A 22,327-nucleotide genomic window follows, 5' to 3' on the forward strand; every position below is an offset into this window, starting at 1 on the left:
GCCGGGCAAGCCGGCGGACGCACCATCCCCTACGCGGGCACGACGCGCCGCAGCGGCGCGACATGCGGGGAAACCGTCGCGCGGCGCGTGCCGCGGCGGCCGGTTCGCGGTGCCTGCGCCGACAGGCGCCGCACCGATGTGTTCGAAGAGTTCATGGAATTCGCGATCGACAAGTGGGACCCAAACGCCAGCGAAGAAAGCGCGACCGCCGCGAGCTGCGCACGCGCGGACCGAAGCCGCGCGCGCCGTCGGGCAGCCGAGTCCGTCGCGACGCGCCGGCGTGCGGATCCGCGGATCCGCGACGCACGCGCGCCGCAGCGGCTCAGAGGCCCTGGCTTCGGTTTCTTTGCGGGTCCTGGGTGGGTTCGGCCGACTGCGGAGCGTCCAGCTTCACCTGGTACGTCGACTGCTCGAGCGGCTGGTTCGCCGCCTGTTGCCTGTCGACGTGGATGCGCTGGTGGCCCGGATCGTTCAGGCCGCCCTGCACTGCGAACAGGCCGGAGCCGTCGCCGGTGGCCACGATGTGATCGATGCGGTTGATGCCGCTGATCTTGGCTTCGTAGGTCAGCGTACCGGCCGCGCGTTCGAGATCCTCGCGGTTCTTGAACGCATTCGGGCCGAGCTTTTCCAGCCCCTCGACTGCGCTCTTGTACAGGGCGTTGTCGGGATTGGCCGGATTGGACAGCAGCGGCGATTGCGCCGCCTGCTTGAGCGCGTCCAGGGTCTTGGGGCCGGCGACGCCGTCCTCCTTGAGCCCATGCGCGCGCTGGAACGTGCGCAGCGATTCGCCGGTGCGATCGCCGTAGTCGCCGTCGGCGCGCAGCGCATTGCCCTGCGCGTCGCGATAGCCGAGCTTGTTGAGCGTCTCCTGCATCGCGCGCACTTCCGCGCCGCGCTCGCCGTGCTTGAGCAGGCCGTCGGCCATCGCCGGCGCGTTCGCCGCAGCGCGTGCCGGATGCGCCGGCTGCGCATCGTCGCCGCGCGACAGCGTCTTCGGATCGCGCGCCATGTAGGCGTTCAAGCCGTCGCGGTTGCGGGTGATGTCGTGCAGGTAGTCGTAGTTGCTGGTGCCGTTGGCGTCGCGGATCGCGCGGCCGCCGGTGACCGCGGCCTTGGCCCCGCCGTAGCCGGCGATGTGGCGCGCCTTGAGGAAGCCGGCGATCAGTTCGGGCTTGGAATCCTCGTCGAGCACGCCGTCTTTCACGGCTTGCCGATAGGCCTTGTCGCTGTTGATCTTGAAGGCCTTGTCCTGCAACTCGGCCGAGCCCTTGTACTGGTCCAGGCTCATGCCCTGGTTCCAGTTGGACTTGTCGTCGAGGAAGCGGGTCATGCCGCCGGCGCTCGCCCACTTCCATTCCGCGCCGCGCACGGTGGCAGGGTCGTAGCCGTCGCGTTTCATCGCGGCGTCGAGCTTGTCTTTATTGAGATAGCCGGCATCGGCGAGCCAACCGGCTCCCGCCTGGTAGCGACCGACATAGCCTTGCTTGTTGGTGATGGCCAGATCACCGCCGTTGCTCTCGGTCATGACCGTAGAAGCAACCAATCGCCGGGTCATCGCGTCGTCCAAGCTCGCGATAGTACCCTGGTGGTACTCGTGGGCAGTGGCCGCTGCCTTCTCACGTCTATCAGCCATGATGCTGTTCCTATATGGATAGACTGGATCAATAAGTTGTGTGTGGTCCTTTCCGGGACCGGGTGCCGCAAGCCTCCGTCAGAGGCTTCAGAACTCCTTGCAACGCATCGACGCGATCTTCTGCGCCGGCTTGGTTAGGGTGAACTGATAAGTCGTGGTGCCGGGACCTTGATTGCCGCCGTCGTCCACGTAGCCCTCAGCATACACGATTTTCGTGTCTGTCAAGCGCACTTCGAAAAATTGATTGGCCTGGGTGTTCTCGGCCGTGGTGCCGAAGTCGAGCTGACACTGCCCAGCGATCGGCTTCACCGTCGCGCCGGCGCCGAACTGACGCTGCAGCACCTGCAGGTAGTCCTCGCTGGCTTCGAACTTGACCAGCACCAGCGAATGCACCCGCTGCGCGTCGCCGTTGAGCGTCGCCCCGACCTCGCCCTCGTTGGCCTGGCGCGTACCCGCCTCGGCGCCGATCTTGCCGTCGGGTACCTCGATCGTGCCGCTGTACCCGCCCAGCAGCAGAGTGCCGGCGCGGTAGCGCGCGTTGTCGGGGGCATCGGAATCGGGATTGTCCTGCGGCGCCGGATCGCGCCACTGCACGCCGGGAACGCGCTCGAACGCCGACCACGCAGCCCCGCCCTCGGCGAGCAACACATCCAGCAGACCTTGCAGCGGACTCATTTCCTGCTTTCCTTGCTCAGCTTGCGCGTTCGCGGCGGCCGCCGGAGCCGCCGGCGCGGCGGCCGGCGAGGTCTGGGCGGACGACGGGGCCGAAGCAGGCTTACAGCCTACCATCAAGGCCACGGCGACCATCAATGCGCAATGGGGCGAATACTTCATGCGGACCTCGCCGGCGAGCGGCGCGTGAGGTGGGGGTGTTGTATCACACTTGCGTGCAACGGCTGCGGCGAATGCGACGTGCCGATATGCGGACATGGAGCGCCCGATGGACGCGCGCCTTCGCTGTCAGGCGGTCCATCGCCAACGGCATGAATGCGGCGAATGCCGCACGCCGCCCCATGGACGCAGGGCGCCCGAAGCAAGCGCTTCCACCCTGCCCGGCCGCTATCGCCAACGACAACAACGATCGGCCTCGACACACGGGTTGCGGCGCAAGCGGCAACGCCGTGGCGCTCATCGCGAGCGCCGCCAACGCACTCCCTACCCGCGCTCCCGATTCACAGGCGCCCGGAAAAAGGCACCGGCTCGCTGCAGCCCGAGTAGAACACCTCGCACTCGCCCGAGGCCGAGTTCGGCGCGCAAGCCTGCTTGGCCGCGGCGACGGCCGCGCCCACGGTCGCCTGGCTGCGCACCTCCATCGTGAAGCCCTGCCCAGCCTTGCCAGGACCCCACGCCACCGCCGCGCACCCGTTCGAGTACCACAGCACTTCCTTGCAGTCCGTGCCGCCCTTGGACCGGCAATGCTGCAATGCCTGCTTGCGCGCGCCGCGCCGGTTCTTCTGCGCCTCGCCGATACCGACCAGCCCCTTGCCGGAGTCGAAGTAAATCGCGCCGTAGCTGTTGTTCCAACCGGAGTAGTCCAGGCTTCCGCCGAAGCTGCCGACAGGAATGCACTGGTTCGTGCCCGGCGTACCGGTCGGCGCCGGATTCGGAGTGAAGCCGTCCGGGCAGCCCTGCTCGGCCCTGGCCTGGGTCCACACACCGGCCAGGAGGATGCCGGCAAGCGCCAAATGTCGAAACTGCATGATCGAAACCTCGTTCCTTGATGAGAATCGGAGAAGGCGAGCGTTATCCATGCCTGCCCAGCGTCTTGCGCCGCACCAATCAGTCGCAACGCGCCGGGGTATCGCCGCAGAGGCCGCGCCTGAAGAACCACGACCCGAGCCGGCGGCTCCGCAGCGCACTCTACGTCAGCGAGACGAAGATCTGCGGCAGTTTACGTCGCTCGGCCCAAGGACCGGCAGTTCAGCGACGAGCGCACCCACCAGGCGCAGTGCCTCAGGCAGATCAAAAGTCCACGGCTTCTACGCAAACGCCCAAAACACAATCGGCGCCCTAAGGCGCCGATTGCGGCAGAACATTCCGACCGAGCTTATTGAACCTGCTCGGCATAGCTGCATTCCGACAGGAATATCTCGCAAGCACCGGCCTTCTGCCCGCACCGCTCCAACGCCGAACTCTTCGCTGCGGCCGCATTCACACCGCCGGCGGCAGAAATCTCAAAGCCGCCATTGACGTCCTTGCCCGAAGCGATGGCACCGCATTGGTTGGTGAAGGCGAGCATCACCTTGCAGCCCGAACCGCCGCGCGCCTGGCAATCCCGCAGCGCTTCTTTCTCGGCCTTGGGTTTGCTGCCCATCGCCGTCGCCACGCCGATCTTCCCGGTGGGCTGGTCGAGCGCGAACGCTCCCCAGCGGCGCTCCCATTTGACTGCCGACTCCGACGAGCCGCTGTATCCCAGGCCGCCCGCAGGGATGCACTGGGCGTTGGGCGTACCCGCGGCGTTGGGGACGAAGCCGGTTGGGCAACCGTCTTCCGCCCCGGCCAGGCGAGGAAGCGCCAAAGCCGAAACCAACATCAGAAAGCCAGCGAAATTCTTCATTTCCATCGACCTCGACCGAACCCTGACGCAGCCAGACACCCAAGACAGGAGCCGAACGCGTACGCCCCAAAGACTACTGCACTCGCTGCGCGGTGCTACATCCGGAATAAGAGATCCCGCAGGCGGCACCAGAGTCTTTGGAACACTGACCTACTGACATCATTGCCACAAAAAAGCGCCCCGAAGGGCGCTGATTTGTAAGGGATATCCGGCTGAATCAGTCGCCCCGAACCGGGTAACTGCATCCGGTATAGAACGTCGTGCACTTCGCCTGAGTATCCTTCACGCAGGTCTCGGTCGAGAGCTTCTCCGCCTCTTGCTTGGTCACAGCACTCGCGGAATTCATCAACACCCCGCTTCCTGCAGGCGAAGGACCGGAAACTACAGCAACGCATTGATTGTAGTAGGCGATGTTCAGCGCACACGCAACGCCACCCTTGGACTTGCAGTGCGCCAGCGCTCCCTTCACCGCTTTGCGCCTGCTGGTCTGCTCGCTGGAAATACCAACCGAGCCATGCTCAGGGTCGTAAGCGATCGCTCCCCACCTCGTCTCCCAATTGGGTTCGGCTTGCGCGCCGACATCCATACCGGGACGAGTTTGACCAGGAATCTGGATGCACTGAAGCCCGGGAGTACCTGCGGCATTCGGCATGAAACCGTCCGGGCAACCCTGCTCGGCAAAAGCGAAGGCGCTGTTGAAGAGCAGTCCAATTCCGATCGTGGCAATCGTGAGCTTCATAAGGTACCTGTTGGCAGCAGAAGATCCTGAGTGGAACATCCGGGCAATTCGCCAGACGCGCCCTAGAGTGATGCAGGGCACAAGCTAAGGGATGAACATCCGATCAGGCGAAAAGCTAGGCGCTAGCTAAGCCTGGATCGTCTGAACCATCCCCGAAGGGAATTGCCCAGACGTTCCTCAGTTCATTCCCGCACCCTGCCTCGACGGATTGCGATTGGCATTGGTGTTGGTCGGACCGCCGGAGTAGTTGCTGCCGACATTGCCGGCATGCCCGGGCGGATACGCGCCGCCGCCACCGCCGCTGCTCTGCGGCCTGAAGGCTTCGCCGCCGAACGAGTTGGCGCCGTAGAACGAACCCATCACACCGTTGAAGAACGCACCCGCCATCGGCGGTGCGGCGAGGATCAGGGCCGACAGGATCGTGCCCAGACCGCCCTGCTGCAACGCCATGCTCATCAAGCTTTCTTTGTTCGTACCCAGGCCCGGAATCATGCTCGGGACCCAGAACGCCGCGCCTACTGCCAGGATCAGGTCGATCGCGATGGTGGTCATGGTGATCAGCACCGCCATCGACATCATCGTGGCTATGCCATAGAACAACCATTTCTGGAACAACGCCTTCGTCTGGTCGAACAGCAAACACAGGATGAAGAATGGTCCAAGTCCTATGAACAGGGCCATAGCGATCTTGTTGAGCATCATCGCGATCATGGCCATGATCACCGGGCCGCCGAGGCCGACGCCGATCATGGTCATGGATTTCTGCTTGGTGTCGTTGGTCATCACGTCGCCGCCGACGTCGATGGAGTTCACCAACTCGATACCGACCTGCAGCACGCCCAGCACCTTGTCCATGTCGGCGTACGGGCCGTCGTCGGTGCGGCCGGTCATGACCTCGCGGACCACCTTCGACAGGCCGTCGGTCAACGCTTCGTAGCTCTTGTCCGCGGTGACCGCGGCCGACAGGGCGATGCCGACGATCAACACCGACTTCAGCGAGTTGACCACCAGCGCCATCATCGGCTCGCGCGACTGGCCGGTGGCGATGCGGAAGCCCTGGACCAGGATCCACAGCGTGACCACGGTCGCAGCGAACGCGCCGATGATCTTGCCGACCCGGTTCAACAACCTGCCCTGGAACTGCAGGATCATGGTGTCCAGATGATCCTTGATGAGGGCGAAGAAGGCCATGTTCGGCAGATCCGCCGCCTGCATCCAGTCCATCAAGGAACTGGCCCCGAACGACACCATGTGGCTGTCCATACGTGTGTTTCCGTCTCCGTCGGCGGGCGCTGCGCCCGGCCGGTCCTATGCGATTGCTTCGTTAGCCGGACGCCGCGCCCCCTAGGCAGCGGCGCCCGGAGCGGATCAGAGGTCGCGGCTCTCGGCCGCCTTCAGGCCCGCCTTGAGCGCAATGCCCTGCACCGCGGCGCCGGCCATGCTGCTCAGCCAGCCCTTGCCGCCGGGCTTGTTGGTCAGCGCGCGCTGGGCCAGCGCGACCATGTCGTCGTCGAGGGTCTGCAGGATGGTGGTGTACGTATCCAGGGTGGTCTTGCCGTTCTGGATGTCGTTCTCCATCTGCGCCTGCAACTGCATGACCTGGTTGGTGTTGGCGTCCAGCTTGCCCTTGTTCTCCGGGCCGGTCAGGGTCTTGCGGTCGTTCATGAGCTTTTCGATCTGCTCGTCGCGCTTCTTCACTTCCTTGAGCATCTTGACCATCGCGTTGAAGCGCAGGTTGCTGATCTCGACGCGCTTGGCGCAGACCTTGTACTGGTCGTCGGCGACGCTGCTCTTGCCCTTCTGGCAGGATTCGTCCAGGCCGTAGCTCGCGGCCGGCAGGCGCTCGCTGAGCTCCTGGCTTTCCTTGTCGCGGAAGCCGGTCAGGCTGCCGAGCTGGAAGTTGCCCGGGTTGAGCTGGTCGAACTGGGCCTTGAGCTGGGTGACCTGGTTGCGCAGCTCGGTCAGCTGCTGCACCAGCTTCATGTTCTGCGCCTGCAGCTGGACCTTGTTGAGGACCTGGGTGATTTCCGAGGCGTAGAACGCCTGCGCCGGAACCGGCGCCAGCGCGGCCGCGCCGGCCACCACAACGGCCAGGGCCAGGGGCAGGATCGAAAGACGCTGAGTGGTCGTCTGGTTCATGATCGGATGTCCTTAATCGTCGATATGGAAGGGGGGCGTCACAGGTCGCGGCTTTCGGCCGCCGCGAGGCCCGCCTTCAGCGCGGCCCCCTGCACCACCCCGCCCAGAACACTGCCCTTGTTGGCCAAGGCCTTGTTGGCGAGCAAGGCCATTTGATCGTCCAAGGTCTTCAGCATCGTCGTGTACAGCTCCATCGTCGCGACGTAGCTCTGCATGTCGTTCATCATGGCCGCGTCGATGGTCTTGCTGGCGTTGTCGTTGCCGGCCAGCCTGCCGTTGTCCTTGGGACCGGAGATGCCGGCGCGATCGCTGCGGATCTTCTGGATCTTGCGGTCGCGCTCGTCGATGTCCTTGAACATCTGCACCATCACGTTGAAACGCTTGTTGCGCAGCTGCACCGCGTTCACGCACACCTTGTACTGCTCTTCGGCGACGCTGCTTTTGCCTTTATGGCAGGTCTCGTCGCGCCCCTCGTTGACGTCGCGCGGCTTGAGGTCGCCGAACTCGCGGTTGCCGGCGATGGAGCCGATGTTCAGGCTGCCGGGGTTGAGCTGCTCGAAGCGGGCCTTTTCCTGCTCCAGCTGCTGCTTCATCCGGTTGATCTTGTTCAACTCGGAGCCGACGTTCTTGATCATCTGCGCCTTGTTGAAAATCTGGCTGCCCTCGGTGTTGCAGATGCCGACCAGCTTTCCGTAGTACATGTAGCAGGTGAACGCCTGCGCCTGGGCCGGACGCGGCGCGAACACCGCGAGCAGGCCGAGCAACAACGGCGCCAACGTCGACCAAACATACGATTTGATTTTCATCGGTCGATTCTCCTCCCGGTATCCCTATCCCAAAGGCTGAACAACGCCAGAACGCTCGTACTATTGTAGAACGGAACAGCCGCGGCGCTCAGGCCCTGGCCTTCCGCTCCTCCGCCACTGCCTTGCCCTTGCCCGAGCCCTTGCGGTTGGCGTAGAAATCGGCCAGCCACTGCTCGGGGGTCAGATCGTCCGGGCTGACGCCGGCCTTGTCGGCGGCGTTCTGCAGGACGCGGTGCATGATTTCGATGTTGTCGGTCGAGGCCGAGATGACCGCCAGGGCGTCGTCCATGCCGCGCAGGTTGAGCTGGCACACGGTCGCCGCATGACCCTGCTTGACCAGGAAGCAGCGCGAGCGCTCGTCCAGGTTCTTCACCACTTCGTACTCCGCGTCGGTCAGCTTGAGGCCTTCCATGTAGTCCTCGCGGCTGGCGTTCGGGTTCGGCAGCAGGATCAGCGTCGCGGTCTGTTCGATCAGCGAGGCGGAGATGTCGCTGGCCAGCGCATCTTCCGGGCTCTGCGTGGCGAAAATGCCCAGGCCGTTCTGCTTACGGATGGTCTTTTGCTTGTTCTTGGCGAAATCCTTGAGGGCGCCGCCGCCGTCGAGGATCTTCCAGAACTCGTCCATGACGTAGATTAGCGGGCGTCCGTCGATCAATTGCTCCAGACGGTGCAGCAAATAGTTGATGACCGGGACGCGGACCTCGACGTTGTCGATGACATCGGTGTAGTCGAAGCCGATGATGTTCGCCTTCTCCAGGTTGATCGTGTCCACCGGGTTGTCGAACACCCACCCCAGCGAGTTGCCGGCGGTCCACTTGCGCAGGCGCGCATACAGGCCGTCGTCGCCCATGTTGGGCAGGCTCTTCTGGAAGTTGGTCATGCTGCGCAGGTGCATCGGCGTGTCGAGGATGTTCTCGACCGCGCGGAAGATGTCCTCGTCCTCGCGCGCCGAATACTGCGACTTGTTGGCCAGCACCTTGATCAGATCGGCGAGGAACTGGACGTTGGTCTCGTTGTTCTCGCACTGGAACGGGTTGAAGCCGGTCGGCTGGCCGTTGTCCAGCGCCAGGTAGTTGCCGCCGCAGGCGCGCACGAAGATCTCCGCGCCGCGGTCCTTGTCGAAGAAGAAGATCGTCGGCGTCGGCTTGAGCTTCTGCACCTGGCTGAGCAGGAAGTTGATCAGCGCGGTCTTGCCGGTACCGGACTTGCCGATCACCATGGTGTTGGCGATCGCCTTCTCGCCCAGCGAATTCTCGGCCGGATGGGTGGCGTGGAAGTTGAAGTAGTACGGCTGGCCGTTGGTGGTCTGCAGCGTGGTCACGCTGTCGCCCCACGGGTTGTTGTGCTGCTTGCCGGTGGCGAAGTTGTGCAGCGGCGACAGGCCGAGGAAGTTCAGCGAGCTGACGTTGGCCACCCGCGTGCGGTACTTCCAGTTGGCCGGGAACTGCGAATAGAAGGACGCGGCGATCGCCATGTCCTCCTTGGCCGAGACGAAGCCGGCGTTGGACAGCTCGGCGCGCGCGGCGGCGACCTGGGCCGCCAGCTTTTCCTGGCTTTCGGCGTAGATGGCGAAGGTGAAGTGATACTCGCCGAGCACGAAGTTGCCCGAGGCGAGCTGGTCCATCGCGTAGTCGAGCTCGACGATCTGGCTGACCGCCTTGTCGCCGGAGGACACCATCATGCCCTTGGTGCGGTCGAGCACCTTGAGCGCGTCCTGGCGCCCCATCGGGCTGAACGAATGGGTGATGACGTACTCGAAGTCGAGGTACTTCAAGCCGTTGAGGATGCCGGGATAGGTGCCCTCGGCGTACTCCTTGACGTTGAGGATCGCGCCGAAGTTGTTGACGCCGGTCGGCGTGGTGACGACGAAGTCGCCGGTCTTGGCCGACAGGGTCAGGCGGCTCACCGGCAGGTAGTTGTAGACCGGCGCGTTGAGCACCGGCACCGGCTCGTCCAGGCGGTTGAGCAGGTAGCCGAAGAACTCCAGCGCCTCGGAGAACACGACGCCGTTCTTGGCCTCGTACATGCCCAGGCGGTACGGCGCGTAGTCCTTGATCACCGCCTCGACGTTGCCGGCCAGCTCCAGCACCTTGGCCACCGACTGATCCTGCTGTTCCTGCAGCATCTGCACGCTGGTGGACTTCTCCACGAAGCGTTTGCTGCCGACGATCGGCCGGTACAGCATGGTCATGTACAGCTCGTTCTGCATCAGCTTCTGCGCCGACAGCGAGGCGTAGTAGCCGTCGGACATGTTCTGGTTGAACAGCTGGTCGAACTTGTTCTCGGTGCTGATGCGGCGGCGGCGGCGCACGTCGTGCACCCAGAACGCCACGTTGGTGAAGTCCGGCGCGCGCAGGGTCTGCAGCAGCCGGTTGAAGGTGTTGTGGCGGTGCTCGAGCTCCCATTCCTCGCGGCCCACGAACGGCAAGCCGCCCAGGCGCCATACCAACATGAAGTCGCCTCCCGTGGTCTTGATCACGGTGGGCGCCACATGCGTGGACAGCGGAATGAATTCGCTGATGGGAGTATCGGGCGTGAACATGAAGGGCGGGTGCTTTCCGTGATTGGGTAACAGGGACGACACAACCGATCCGGGGCTAGGGTTCCCGAACCGGTGCAGCCGCCATGCGCGATGCGCACGGCGGCTGCGGTACGGTCATTTTCAGTGTTTCTTGTCGCCCGGACCGCGATAGTAATTGGGCGTGAACACCCACATGCCCTGATGCTGCTGCAGGTTCCGCATCCGCATGCGGAACTGCATGCGCAGCCCCAGCAAGCGGAAGATCATTTCATCGCGGCGCGCCATCTGGCGCATGATGAAGATGACGATCGGCAACAGCAGGATGCAGAACATGTCGACGTAGAACGTCAGGAGCAGGCAGGCGCCCGCTCCGAACGTAAAGGGGATGTACGGCACGCCCAGGAACATGGCCGGACGCGTACAACCCCTGAACAGCACGTTCTTATGCATAGTTCTGCAGAACGGCCATCACCATCGTGGTGGTGTCGGAGCCGACGTTTTCCGGGATGACCATCTTGGCCAGCTGGGCGGCGGCGCCGATCAGGAAGCCGCCGATCAGGACCGGGGCGACGTCCGACAGACGCTTGTGGGCGAAGGCGATGCCGTAGCCGGCGAAGATCACCGCGATCGTCACGATCGCCACCGAAGCGATGTTCAGCAGCGAGTTCAGGTTGTTCATGAAGTTGGACACGCGCGCCTTCGCGTCGGTCTGGGCGAAGCTGACTTCCGGCAGCATCAGCAGAGCGACGAACACGGTGGCCATCAGGAACGCGGACAGGAAGTTCTTGAGGTAGAGGTTGGAGTTCATGAGATATCCCTTCTGTTCGTTGTGGGCGAAATCGAGATCGAGCTTGGAACGTAGGTGACGCGGTCGGTGGAGGAAAAACGGTACTGGCAGTGCGGTTTCGGTTCGATGCGGGTTACGGATTCAACGATGGAATCGACTGCAAGCGGATCGAAATAAGGCAGGCGTGCTGAAAGCTTACGACTAGAAAACGAAGGCCTGGTCGCCTTGCGAAGGCGGCTGGGCGGGAGGACGGGCCGGCGCGGCGGCGCCCGGGCGCGCCATCGACACGGTCACCGGCTGCTGCAGTTGCGGCAGCGCGGCCGCCGGCATCGGCTGGGCGACGGCCATCGGCGCGACGCGGGCCACGCCCATCGCCGCGGCGGAAGCGGCGGCCTGGGTCGCGGCGGTATCGGGCTCGCGCACCTGCGCGGGGGCGACCGAATCCAGGCGCGAATTGCCGCTGCGGCGGGCCGGCGCGTAAGCGCTCGCGGCCGGCGCGGCCGCGGCGCGGGCGGCGCCCGGCGCGGGATTGTCGACCACCGCGATGGCGCCGGCGTCGGCCGCAGCGACCTGGCCCTTGCGCATCGAGGCGTAGATCTTCTGTACGTAGCCGTGGCGGAACCCGGTAACGAAGTTGCCCGAGTAGTAGCAGCTGAACGACTTGCCCCAGTCCTGCGAGCGCGTGTAGCACTCGGCCAGGATGCGCGAGCCGGCCTGCAGGTTCGGGCAGACGTCGAAGGCTTTCTCGTAGGAATCCAGGCCGTACTTGCCGAGGTTGTAGCGATTGACCTGGGCGACGCCGAGAGAAAAGTTGTAACCGCGACGCTCGAGCATGCGCACGGTCGCGACCGCCTCGGACAGGGTCTTGGGCTGGCGCACCAAGCGCCCGCCGACCACGCCGATGGCGTAGGGGTTGAAAGACGATTCCACGCGCACGACGTGGTGCATCACCTCGTGCGGAACCGCCAAGCCCGTGCAATTTGTAAGTTCTATCCCGGGCAACATTCCCTAGCTCCCCCCGTCCGCCAACCCTGGCGTCACTCCCCGTCCATTATTGAGATGGATAGCGACAGGGCTGCGAACCCAAATCGCCAACGCTATCATTCACGTTTCAGCCAGCTTTGTCAACGCCGCCCTGCCCCATCGCCGTCAGTTCGCGGCGAGCTGGCGCTCCGGGTTGAAGTCGATGCCGGTGATGTGGCGCTGCCCCGCATGGGCCTTGATGTGGACGACGATGTCGATCGTCAGCATCAACAGGCGCTTGATCACCGCGAACTCCAGACCCGACCCCTCGTTCGACGCCTTCACCATCAGTGCCAGCTGGTCCCAGGTTTGCGCCGTACTGCCAGCATGGCAGCTGGTGATGGAACCTGGATGACCGGATGCGCAGTTTCGGATGAAGTAGAACGATTCGTCGCCGCGCAACTCGGCCAGGATGATGCGGTCTGGCTTCATGCGCAGGCAGGCTTCCATGCAACTCTTCGCCGTCACGTTGCTCGTACTTTGTCCACCTTTCGAGTAGAGCAAGTGCACGACATTGGGCTGGGTGATGAAAAGCTCGCGGGCGTCCTCGATGGTGACCAGGCGCTCGTAGTCCGGAATGTGACCAACCAGCGATTTCATGAAGGTCGTCTTGCCGCTGCCGGTGGCGCCGGCGACGACGATGTTCTTCTTGTACTGCACCGCTTTCTTGAAGAACTCGGCGTAGTTGCGCTGGCCGCGGATCTCCAGCAGCTCGCGGTCCTGCTCGCTGACCGCCGCGGTGCTTTCCAGGATCTGCTGGAAGAACCCGTCGTCCTGGTACTGCTGCAGGGTCTTGTTGTGCTTGGACGGCAGGCGGATCGTGATCGACACCTTGCCGGCGTCGCAGGCCGGCGGAATCACGAACTGGGCACGCTGGCCGGTCGGGAAGGTCAACGAGACCACCGGATCGGCATCGGTGATGCGCTGGCCGGTATTGCTCTCGTTGACCACCGCGGTGCAGAACTGCCGGGCCCGATCGAACGTCAGGCTCGGCACCTCCAGGCGTTGCCAACCGGCGCGGGTTTCCAGGTACAGCTCGCCCGGGCGGTTGATGCAGATTTCCGTGACGTCCGGCGAACTCATGTACTCGAGGATGCCGAGCACCTGGTACTGGTAGTCCAGGAAGTCGTTGGAAACCTGCGCGATCGGTGAATTATCCGAATCCATTGCCTGTGTTCGTTCTGCTGTGCGTCGCGCTGCGGATCAACGCAGGACCGAGGAGAAGTCCACGTCCTTGGCGACGTAGATGTTCACGATGGTGCCCTGGTTGATGGTGATCGTCGCCGGACGGTTGACGCTCTTGTCCAGGGCCTGGTTGGCGAGACGCTCCATGGCCTTGGCGGTGTTGCTCTCGTACGGCTGGGTGATCACGGTGCCGCCCGGGGTCGCGGTGGTGCTTTCCGGACCGTTCTTCGCGCCGGCGTACTTGAACGCGTCGCTGATCAGGCTGATCAGCAGCGCCGAGGCGATGCGGCTGCCCCAGTGTGCGTCGTACTGGCCGGGGATGCCGGCGCCGCCGAGGTTGTCCACGCCCGGGCTGGCCATGTTGACGTCCAGGCCGGTCGGGGTGGTGATGCGATCCCAGACCACCGCCACGCGCTTGATGTCGCCGTTGTTGTTCTGGTAACGACCGGAGACCTTCGAGCCCTTCGGCAGCAGCAGGCGGCGGCCGTTGACCGAGTAGATCGGCTCGGTGACCACGCAGGAGGTGAAGCCCGGCACGTCGGTGACGATGCGGGTCTCCATCACGCAGCGGATGTAGGTGCCGCGCAGCAACAGGGTGTCGGGGTTGTACAGCGGCTGGGCCGAGGTCGCCTGCTCGCGTTCGGGACGGGCCGGAGCCTGGCCGCCGTTCTGCTGCTGGGTCAGCGCCTGCAGGTACTGCTGGTCGGCCGGGGTCATGCCGTCGGAGGCGCCATTGCCGCCGCCGGACGAACCGTCGCCCGCCATCCGGCGCTCGATCAGGCTCGGGCCGCGATCGCGCATGTCGGCTTCGCCTTCGGCGCGCTGCTGCTGTTGCGGCTGCTGCGGCGCGACCGGGATCGGCTCGACCGGCACCGGCTCCTGCGGCAGCGGCGGCAACGGCGCCGGCGGCTGCTGGGTGGTGACCGGCGCGTCCGGCACGCTGATGACTTCCTCGTCGACCTTCTTCGGCTTGTCGTCGCTGCCGGTGGCGCTCTTGAGCAGGAAGAACGCGACCACCAGCAACAGCAGCACGATGCCGCCGAGGAACAGCAGCGCCTTGCGGTTCAGCCGCTGCACGTCGGTGCTCTTGAGCAGCGGCGCGTTGGCGTCGAGGTTCGGCGCGGCGGCTTCGCCGCCCTGCTGCTGGCCGTAGTAGGGGTTGGCGCCGGCGTAGCCGTAGCTGCCGCCATCCTGGGGATTGCCGTTGTCGGGCTGGCCTGGCTGATTGGGAGGCATGTTCTGGCTCATTTCTGCTTCTTCCTGCGCAGACCGACGACGTTGTTGCCGTGACGGATGATCAAATAGGGATACGTGCCGTGCACGATGATGGTATTGCCCTCGACCGTGGTGTTGACCACGAAGTCCTCGCTGCCTTCGCGCTCGCGCCCGAACACTGCGGGGAAATTGCCGGTCGGCAGATCCTTCAACGCGTTGATCTTGATATAGGTGAACTGACCGTCGTCGTAGACGTTGGTCGGCACCAGCCAGGACTGCTTCTTGCGGCTGGAGAACTGGTAGTCGAAGTTGTACAGCCGGTTCTTGTCCAGCGTGGTGTTCAGCTCGGTCGCCGTCTGCTCGGCGCTTTCCTTGGCGGCGGAGAACTCGGTGCCGTTGGGATACACGAACTTGATCTTGTACTGCACGCCGGCCTGCTTGGCCTGCTCGAGCACGCGCCAGTCGGTCGCGACCACCTTCAGTTCCAGGATGTACGAGTGCGTCGTCGTCCGGATCATCATGTTGGTGTCGACGTCGACGTTCTTCGGCTTCAGATAGAAGATGTTGTCGCGACGGCTGAGATCCCAGCCGCTGCTGAAGCCGGTGCTGTAGTCGAGGATGTTCTCGCTCGGGCTCAACTCGATCTGGGTGGTGATGCCCAGGCCGGTGCGCACCTGGTAGATGCGATTGGCTTCGTATTCGTATTCCTGCACCACCTGCGCCGAGGCAGGCAGGGCCAGACCGGAGATCGCCAGCAGCAACAGGGCGATCAGGCTTTGTTTACGCAAGCAGTTCATCGGGTGCTGACTCCATTCGCAGTACCGGTCGGTGCAGGTGCAGGTGCCGCCGGCGCGCCGGCCGGATAGGCGGGATTCGGGACGCCGGGCTGCGGCGCGACGCCAGGCTGTTGCTGCGGCACCGTTCCCGGCTGCGGCGGCACGGTACCGGGCGGATAGGCGGCCGGCGCCGGAACGGGCTGGCCGGTGGCCGGGTCGATCACCATCGGCGCGGGCGCGGGCGCGGCGGCGGGCGCTGCGGCGTTGGTGCTGGTGGCGCCGACCGGGTAGTCCGGCGGCGGCGGCGGCGCCGGCGCGTAGTCGTTGTCGACGCGGTAGCCGCTGACCTGGAAGCCCAACGGATTGAGGACGCGGCTGGCGTCGTCCATCTTCAGGTTGGACTTGTAGGTGTATTCGATGGCCGCGATCTTGCTGTCCATCAGCTGCTGGCCGCCGTTTTCCTTGTTGAACAGCGAGCGCTGGAAGCGCACGGTCGCGTTCTTGACCTTGGAATCCGGATCGCTGTGCAGCTGGATGCTGAGGATGCGCACGCGGATCGTCTTGGTCTTGCCGAACAAGGTGATCGGGTTCTGCGGGTTGGTCTGCGAGTAGATCGCCTCGTAGGCCTTGTTGACCCCTTCGGCGCCCATCGCGTGCACCGTCGCCCAGTCGCGGTCGCCGATCTGCGAATAGTCGTAGGACTCGCGCGCCATCACGAAGTGCGAGAGGTTGCTCTTGTTGATGGCTTCGTTGGCCGTGATGCTGTTCTTGCTGAAGTCGTCGCGCAGGCGCGCGATGGTCGCCTGGCCGGTGTAGGCGTCGGCCATCACCAGATACGGCACCTTCTCTTTCAACGGCAGGAAGTAGAAGTAACCGCCGGCGAGGATCAGCGCCATGACGATGGACGCGAAGGCGACCATCCACGCGCGTTTCTCGCTGCGGCGCGCGAGGTCGGCGACGGTGACCTCGTAGTTGACCGCCTTGGCGACCGCGTTCTCCACTTGCGGAGTAACGTTCTTGTTCTTTCCGAACATCTGTGCTGCATCCCCTGGGTTTGCGCTATGCGGGAGCCGGAGCGACGCTCCGTCTCCCGCCATGGCCACGATGCGCGGTTACGGCGAGGCCGGAGCCGGCGCGCCCGACGAGCGCACCACGATCTGCTCGCCTTCGCGGCTGATCGACACACCATGGCCCGAGTACGCGCTGTTGAGCTGCGAAATCGCGTCCGGCAGGCTGGTGGTGTTGATCTGGGACACGCCCTGGAACAGGGTGAAATCCGAATAGTGCTGGTAATCCAGCTTCAGATTCGCGTCCTTGGACCAGCGGGTGAGCATGTTCTTCAGCGTACCGTCCATCGGCGACGGGTAGTACACGTAGGACTTGTGCAGCGGAATCTCGTCGGGGACTTCCGCATAGCGGTTCACCGGCTTCCAGCGGCCGCCGAAGTCGGGCGCCGGACGAGTGGCGCAGCCCGCCAGGGCGACCGTCAAGGCGATCGCAGTCCACAGACGCGGGCTGGTTGCAATTGAATTTCTCACGCTATCCCCTGCCATAGGTTGATCTTGTACGCGCACTCGTCCGGTCGGAGCCGCGCCGCTGGCCATTCGGCCATACGCGCGTGGCACCCTCGTTGCGGTTAACGCAATTGCGGCGGCCAGGCCAAGGCCGACCAAACTGAGACATAGGACACACCCTGCAAACAAGGGCGCGCAAGTCGCGCCCCCTTATCGCAAGGCAGCGACTGCATGACCGCGCCGGACGCGCAGCTCACGTAGATCGTTCTGTCCATGAACTCCCCGATAGAAACGAACGGCACTCTTCCGAACACCCTTAACGGCGCTCGTCCTCAAAGAGTAGACCGAACCTGAAGCTTACGACAAGAGCGGGTGAGATATCCATCTCAAGAATGCAATTAAAGTGAGACAAGGCGCTTGATTGCCGCATCCAGAGTGGCCTGGTTCTTGGCGAAGCACAGCCGGGCCAGACGCTGCCCGGCCGGCGGCGACTCGTAGAACGGCGACAGCGGGATCGCCGCGACGCCCTTCTCGACGGTCAGCCAGCGGCAGAACGCGGCATCGTCGAGGTCGCTGACCGCCGAGTAGTCCACCAGCTGGAAGTAGCCGCCCGGCACCGGCAGCGGCTTGAGCTTGGTGGTCGACAGTTGCTCGCGGAAACCATCGCGCTTGTCCTGGTAGAACGCGCCGAGCTGGCGGTAGTGCTCCGGCTCGGCCTGGATCATCTCGGCGAACGCCCACTGGGCCGGGGCGAAGCTGCAGAAGCTGTTGTACTGGTGGACCTTGCGCAATTCGGCCGACAGCGCCGGCGGCGCGATGCAGTAGCCGATCTTCCAGCCGGTGCAGTGGTAGGTCTTGCCGAAGCTCGACACCACGAAGGCGCGCTCGCGCAGCTGCGGGTAGCGCAGCACCGATTCGTGGCGGCGGCCGTCGAAGACGATGTGCTCGTAGACCTCGTCCGACAGCAGCCACACCCCGGTGGACTCGACGATTTCGCTGAGCCGGGCGATGTCGTCGGCGTCGAACATGGCGCCGGACGGGTTGTGCGGCGAGTTGACCATCAGCAGGCGGGTGTTGGGGCCGATCGCCGCGCGCACGCGGTCCCAGTCGACGGCGAAGGTGGCCGGATCCAGCGGCACGTGCACGGCGCGGCCGCCGGCCAGGTCGATCGCCGGCTCGTAGCTGTCGTAGCACGGGTCGAGCACCACCACTTCCTCGCCCGGCCGCACCACCGCCTGGACCGCGTCGAAGATCGCCTCGCTGGCGCCGGAGACCACGGTGATTTCGGCGTCGGCGTCGGGACGGTAGCCGTAGCAGGCTTCGGTCTTGTCGGCGATGGCCTGGCGCAGCGCCGGCACGCCGGTCATCGGCGCGTACTGGTTCTTGCCTTCGGCCATGGCCCGGGCCAGCGCGTCGACCAGGCGCTGGGGCACGTCGAAGTCGGGGAAGCCCTGGCCGAGGTTGACCGCCTGGTGCTCGAGCGCGAGCTGCGACATCACGGTGAAGATGGTGGTGCCGACTTTCGGCAGCTTGGTGGCGAGCGTCATGGGCGCGGCGGGATGGCGTGGAAAGCGCCGAGTGTACGGAAACCGCGTTGCGCTCGGTGAGACAGGGTGAGGCGAAGGCGATGACGCGCCGGCATATGGCTATCGCCGCGCACGACTGGACAGGTCTGCCGCCCAGGCCGCAGGGCCGCGCCGGCGCGGACCGCGGCGGCCTCCGCCCGTCGGTTGGATTTGCGCGCCGCGCGGCGCCCCGCGACACTGCCGGCATGCGCGAACTGCAGGTCGTCAACGCCGCCGAACTGGCGCTCGCCTATGCCGCCGCCGAATACGCGGTGGCGCTGGACGGCGACGCCCTGCCCTTGCGCGTGGGCCGGCCCGCGGACGACCTGGAAGCGTACTGGCCGGCCGCGCGCTATCTGTTCGTGAGCGCGTGGAACCCGGCCTCGCAGCCGCATTCCGACAGCGCCAACCAGGCCGCCGACGAGCGCCTGGTCGCGCGGATCCAGGCCGCCGGGGTGCAGCGCCATGCGGCCTGGGCCCAGGACAGCGCCGGCCAATGGCGCGAGCCGGGCTGGCTGCTGGCCGACCTCGACGACGGAGCCGCCGACGCCCTGGCCCGCGAGTTCGGCCAGGCCGGCGTGCTGGTCTGGCGCCGCGGCGAGCCGGTGCGGCTGCGGATGCTGATCGCGCGGCCGCAGGATGCCGTGGCCAGCGAGCACACCGACTGGGCGGACGGCTGATCGCAGCGGCCGATCGCGGCGCAGCGCCCCGGGCGGGGGCGCGCGCCCATGCTCACTGAACGGGGCGACTCGCATAAACTCCCGGATCCGCGGCCGACCGGCCGTCGGGCCTCCGCCTCCGCCCCGAACCGCCCGGTGACCGCCCTGCCCTCCGCCGCCCCACCGCTACTGCAAGCCCGCGGCCTGCGCTTCGCCCGCAACGACGAGCCCGTGTTCGGGCCGCTGGCGTTCGCGGTCGAGGCCGGCGAGGCCCTGTTGGTGCAGGGCGACAACGGCGCCGGCAAGACCACCTTATTAAGAGTGCTGGCCGGGCTGCTGCGCGCCGACCACGGCGAAGTGGAACTGCAAGGGCAGCCGGCCGACCCGGCCCGGCGCGCCCGCGCGATCGCCTACCTGGGCCACCTGCCCGGGCTCAAGGCCGACCTCAGCGCGCTGGAGAACCTCGATTTCCTGTGCGGCCTGCACGGCCGCCGGCCGAGCCAGGACGCCGCCGGCGCCCTGGCGACCGTCGGCCTGGCCGGGTACGAGGACGCGCTCGCCCGCCAGCTCTCGGCCGGGCAGAAGAAACGCCTGTCGCTGGCGCGGCTGTGGATGTCGCCGGCGCCGCTGTGGCTGCTCGACGAGCCCTACGCCAACCTCGACCTGGAAGGCATCGAATTGGTCAACCGCATGGTCCAGGCGCACCTGCGCGAAGGCGGCGCGGCGCTGGTGACCACCCACGGCGCCTATGCCGCGCCGCCGGTGCGGACCCGCTTGCTGGTCATGGAGAAAGCCGCGTGACCGCCCGCGCCCGCCCGTGGACCGGGGCGCGCAACGCCCGCGCCGCCGCCCGCCTGCGCGCGCGCGCGGCAACCCGCTGCCCGGGCGCAGGCCCGTCGGCCGCGACCCGCGCCGACGAGGCCGCCGCGCCCGCCCGCGCCCGCCGGCCCGCCGCGGAGACGGCCGCATGAGCGGCGCCGCCGACACCGCCGTCGCCCCCGGCCTGCTCGGCGCGGCCCGCGCCCTGGTCGCGCGCGACCTGCGCCTGCTCTGGCGCCGCCGCGGCGACGCGCTGCAGCCGGCGCTGTTCGCCCTGTTGACTGTGATGCTGTTCGCACTGGCGCTGGGCGGCGAGCGCGCGGCGCTGGCCAAGGTCGCCGCCGGGGTGCTGTGGCTGGCCTGCCTGCTGGCCGGGCTGCTGGCGCTGGACAGCCTGTTCCGCGGCGATGCCGAGGACGGCTCGCTGGAGCAATGGATGCTGGCGCCGGTGCCACTGGGCTGGCTGGTCGCGGTGCGCACCCTGGTGCACTGGGCCACCACCTCGCTGCCGCTGCTGCTGGCCGCGCCGGTGCTGGGCGAACTGCTGTACCTGCCGCGCGAACAATTGCCGGTGCTGCTGGCCTCGCTGGCGCTGGGCACGCCGGTGCTGAGCCTGCTCGGCGCGGTGGTCGCCGCGCTGACGGTCGGGATGCGGCGCTCTGGTATCCTCGTGGCCTTGCTGGCCTTGCCGCTGTACGTGCCGGTGCTGGTGTTCGGCGCCGGCAGCGTCGCGCGGGCGTCCCAGGGACTGGACCCGGTCGGCGGCTTGCTGCTGCTGGCCGCGATGCTGGCGGTGGCCCTGCTGTTGGCGCCGCTGGCGGCCGCTGCGGCAATCCGCATCGCGTTGAACTGACGGCGCGGCGGCATAGTCGGAACTCTCGTCCTTAGCCGGCGCGCCGCCCAGCGCGCTCCAACCGTCCAGGCCGCCCCCGCGACCCAGACGCCAGATCGCGAACGAACCGCCGCATGAATCCGCTCGTCCTGTGGTTCCACAAACTCGGCTCGCCGCCCACCTTCGACCGCTTCGCCGCGCGCTGGGCGCGCTGGGGCTACGGATTGGGCCTGCTGGTCATGGCCTGGGGCATCTATGCCGCGCTGTTCGTGGCGCCGCCGCACCGCGAGCAGCTCGACGGCTTCCGCATCTTCTACATCCACGTGCCCAGCGCCTGGATGAGCCTGGCGGTGTTCGCGCTGATGGCGGTCTATGCGGCCATCGCCCTGGTCTGGCGGATCAAGCTGTGCGAGATCCTGGCCATGGCCTGCGCGCCGATCGGCGCCGGCTTCACCCTGATCACCCTGGCCACCGGCTCGATCTGGGGCAAGCCGATGTGGGGCACGTGGTGGGAATGGGACCCGCGCCTGACCACCGAGCTGATCCTGCTGTTCCTGTACCTGGGCGTGATCGGGCTGTACCACGCCATCGACGACCGCCGCGCCGCGGCGCGCGCCGCCGGCCTGCTGGCCATCGTCGGCGTGGCCCTGCTGCCGGTGATCCGCTACTCGGTGGTGTGGTGGAACTCGCTGCACCAGGGCTCGACCATCAACATGTTCGGCCCGTCGCACATGGACCCGAGCATGCTGCCGCCGCTGATCTGGATGCTGGTCGGCACCAAGCTGTGGTTCGTCGGCGCGCTGCTCTCCCGCGCGCGCGCCGACAACCTTCGCCGCGAATCGGGCAAGGCCTGGGTGAGCGAACTCGCGCAAGGCGCGCCGTCCGCGGGAGAACGCGCATGACCCACGTGCCCTACCTGATCGGCGCCTACGCTGTGTTCGTTGTCGTGCTGGGCTGGGACTACGTCTCCAGCGCGCTGCAGATCCGCCGCGAACTGCGCCTGGCCCGCCAGCGCGCCGCGCGCGCGGCCGCCCGCCCCGCCCCTCGCGAGGCCTCCTCCGAGTTGAGCCGATGAATCCGACCCGCCGCCGCCGTCTGTTGTGGGTGCTGGGCCTGGTCGCCGCCGCCGGCGTGGCCACCGCCCTGGTCGCCACCGCCCTGCAGCGCAACATCGCCTACCTGTACACCCCCAGCGAAGTGCTGCGCGGCGAGGCCGGCGGGCACGCCCGCTTCCGCCTCGGCGGCATGGTCGCCGGCGGTTCGTTCCAGCGCGCGCCCGGCTCGCTCGACGCCCATTTCCAGGTCACCGACGGCGACGCGCTGATGCCGGTCAAGTACACCGGGATCCTGCCGGACCTGTTCCGCGAGAAGCAGGCGGTGGTCGCCACCGGCCGGATGCAGGGCGACACCTTCGTGGCCGAGGAGATCCTGGCCAAGCACGACGAGAGCTACATGCCCAAGGAAGTCGCCGACAAGATGGGCCAGGCGCACAAGAAACACGATGTGGCGGCGCCGGGCGGCACGGAGCCGGCGCGTTGATCGCGACGCACGCAGCGA

24 protein-coding genes are annotated in these 22,327 nt (G+C 66.2%); 6 read left to right on the forward strand and 18 right to left on the reverse strand.

Annotated elements, in window-relative coordinates:
- Positions 1–322 precede the first annotated feature (322 nt).
- From BLV01_RS00980 to BLV01_RS01065, 18 genes are all read right to left on the reverse strand, one after another.
- Positions 323–1,633 (reverse strand): peptidoglycan-binding domain-containing protein, encoded by a 1,311-nt coding sequence (locus BLV01_RS00980; RefSeq protein ID WP_254782468.1) that lies wholly within the window; start codon positions 1,631–1,633, stop codon positions 323–325.
- Between the two features lie 87 nt (positions 1,634–1,720).
- A complete protein-coding gene (locus BLV01_RS00985; RefSeq protein ID WP_139178365.1) occupies positions 1,721–2,467 on the reverse strand; it encodes a hypothetical protein in 747 nt (248 codons plus the stop codon).
- Positions 2,468–2,805: 338 nt separating this feature from the next.
- Positions 2,806–3,333: a DUF4189 domain-containing protein gene (locus BLV01_RS00990; RefSeq protein WP_175485722.1), complete on the reverse strand. Its 528-nt coding sequence runs from the start codon at positions 3,331–3,333 to the stop codon at positions 2,806–2,808.
- Positions 3,334–3,680: 347 nt separating this feature from the next.
- On the reverse strand, positions 3,681–4,196 hold the full coding sequence (locus tag BLV01_RS00995) for a DUF4189 domain-containing protein (protein ID WP_091793258.1): 516 nt from the start codon (positions 4,194–4,196) through the stop codon (positions 3,681–3,683).
- A 211-nt stretch (positions 4,197–4,407) separates the two neighbouring features.
- A complete protein-coding gene (locus tag BLV01_RS01000) occupies positions 4,408–4,929 on the reverse strand; it encodes a DUF4189 domain-containing protein (RefSeq protein ID WP_175485723.1) in 522 nt (173 codons plus the stop codon).
- 177 nt (positions 4,930–5,106) lie between these two features.
- Positions 5,107–6,192: a TrbL/VirB6 family protein gene (locus BLV01_RS01005; RefSeq protein ID WP_091793262.1), complete on the reverse strand. Its 1,086-nt coding sequence runs from the start codon at positions 6,190–6,192 to the stop codon at positions 5,107–5,109.
- A gap of 105 nt (positions 6,193–6,297) precedes the next feature.
- A complete protein-coding gene (locus BLV01_RS01010) occupies positions 6,298–7,068 on the reverse strand; it encodes a hypothetical protein (RefSeq protein WP_091793264.1) in 771 nt (256 codons plus the stop codon).
- A gap of 38 nt (positions 7,069–7,106) precedes the next feature.
- Positions 7,107–7,874, reverse strand: a complete 768-nt coding sequence (locus tag BLV01_RS01015) for a hypothetical protein (protein ID WP_139178367.1) — start codon at positions 7,872–7,874, stop codon at positions 7,107–7,109.
- Between the two features lie 88 nt (positions 7,875–7,962).
- Positions 7,963–10,416, reverse strand: coding sequence for a VirB4 family type IV secretion/conjugal transfer ATPase (locus BLV01_RS01020; RefSeq protein WP_091793268.1), 2,454 nt, complete (start codon positions 10,414–10,416; stop codon positions 7,963–7,965).
- A gap of 120 nt (positions 10,417–10,536) precedes the next feature.
- The gene (locus BLV01_RS01025; RefSeq protein WP_091793270.1) at positions 10,537–10,845 is read right to left on the reverse strand and encodes a VirB3 family type IV secretion system protein; all 309 of its coding nucleotides are present in this window, start codon (positions 10,843–10,845) and stop codon (positions 10,537–10,539) included.
- A complete protein-coding gene (locus tag BLV01_RS01030; protein WP_091793271.1) occupies positions 10,838–11,203 on the reverse strand; it encodes a TrbC/VirB2 family protein in 366 nt (121 codons plus the stop codon). The genes BLV01_RS01025 and BLV01_RS01030 overlap by 8 nt, the downstream gene beginning before the upstream one ends.
- Positions 11,204–11,383: 180 nt before the next feature.
- Positions 11,384–12,175, reverse strand: a complete 792-nt coding sequence (locus tag BLV01_RS01035) for a lytic transglycosylase domain-containing protein (protein ID WP_175485774.1) — start codon at positions 12,173–12,175, stop codon at positions 11,384–11,386.
- A 156-nt stretch (positions 12,176–12,331) separates the two neighbouring features.
- Positions 12,332–13,372: a P-type DNA transfer ATPase VirB11 gene (virB11, locus tag BLV01_RS01040; protein ID WP_091793276.1), complete on the reverse strand. Its 1,041-nt coding sequence runs from the start codon at positions 13,370–13,372 to the stop codon at positions 12,332–12,334.
- Between the two features lie 36 nt (positions 13,373–13,408).
- Complete coding sequence (locus BLV01_RS01045; protein WP_343124234.1) at positions 13,409–14,626, reverse strand: TrbI/VirB10 family protein; 1,218 nt, start codon at positions 14,624–14,626, stop codon at positions 13,409–13,411.
- An 8-nt stretch (positions 14,627–14,634) separates the two neighbouring features.
- Positions 14,635–15,402, reverse strand: a complete 768-nt coding sequence (locus tag BLV01_RS01050; protein ID WP_091793282.1) for a TrbG/VirB9 family P-type conjugative transfer protein — start codon at positions 15,400–15,402, stop codon at positions 14,635–14,637.
- Entirely contained in the window at positions 15,399–16,415 is a 1,017-nt protein-coding gene (locus tag BLV01_RS01055) for a VirB8 family type IV secretion system protein (RefSeq protein WP_091793284.1), read from the reverse strand. The genes BLV01_RS01050 and BLV01_RS01055 overlap by 4 nt, the downstream gene beginning before the upstream one ends.
- A gap of 78 nt (positions 16,416–16,493) precedes the next feature.
- Positions 16,494–16,934, reverse strand: coding sequence for a hypothetical protein (locus BLV01_RS01060; protein ID WP_231736084.1), 441 nt, complete (start codon positions 16,932–16,934; stop codon positions 16,494–16,496).
- Between the two features lie 359 nt (positions 16,935–17,293).
- Positions 17,294–18,442, reverse strand: coding sequence for a pyridoxal phosphate-dependent aminotransferase (locus BLV01_RS01065; RefSeq protein ID WP_091793286.1), 1,149 nt, complete (start codon positions 18,440–18,442; stop codon positions 17,294–17,296).
- A gap of 224 nt (positions 18,443–18,666) precedes the next feature.
- Here BLV01_RS01065 and BLV01_RS01070 point away from each other — a divergent pair, with 224 nt between their 5' ends.
- The 6 genes from BLV01_RS01070 to ccmE all read left to right on the forward strand — a co-directional run bounded on the left by BLV01_RS01070 (position 18,667) and on the right by ccmE (position 22,309).
- Positions 18,667–19,140, forward strand: a complete 474-nt coding sequence (locus BLV01_RS01070; RefSeq protein ID WP_175485724.1) for a DUF3293 domain-containing protein — start codon at positions 18,667–18,669, stop codon at positions 19,138–19,140.
- Between the two features lie 135 nt (positions 19,141–19,275).
- Positions 19,276–19,920 carry a heme ABC exporter ATP-binding protein CcmA gene (gene ccmA / locus BLV01_RS01075; protein WP_254782469.1) on the forward strand — a complete coding sequence of 215 codons (645 nt, stop codon included), beginning with the start codon at positions 19,276–19,278 and terminating at the stop codon, positions 19,918–19,920.
- Positions 19,921–20,086: 166 nt separating this feature from the next.
- Positions 20,087–20,791, forward strand: a complete 705-nt coding sequence (gene ccmB, locus BLV01_RS01080) for a heme exporter protein CcmB (protein WP_091793293.1) — start codon at positions 20,087–20,089, stop codon at positions 20,789–20,791.
- A 113-nt stretch (positions 20,792–20,904) separates the two neighbouring features.
- Positions 20,905–21,672, forward strand: coding sequence for a heme ABC transporter permease CcmC (ccmC, locus tag BLV01_RS01085; protein WP_091793295.1), 768 nt, complete (start codon positions 20,905–20,907; stop codon positions 21,670–21,672).
- Positions 21,669–21,845, forward strand: a complete 177-nt coding sequence (ccmD, locus tag BLV01_RS25085; RefSeq protein ID WP_139178369.1) for a heme exporter protein CcmD — start codon at positions 21,669–21,671, stop codon at positions 21,843–21,845. Before ccmC ends, ccmD begins: the two co-directional genes overlap by 4 nt.
- A complete protein-coding gene (gene ccmE, locus BLV01_RS01090; RefSeq protein WP_091793296.1) occupies positions 21,842–22,309 on the forward strand; it encodes a cytochrome c maturation protein CcmE in 468 nt (155 codons plus the stop codon). The genes ccmD and ccmE overlap by 4 nt, the downstream gene beginning before the upstream one ends.
- Positions 22,310–22,327 lie beyond the last annotated feature (18 nt).

The organism is Lysobacter sp. yr284 (assembly GCF_900107375.1).
GTDB lineage: Bacteria > Pseudomonadota > Gammaproteobacteria > Xanthomonadales > Xanthomonadaceae > Lysobacter.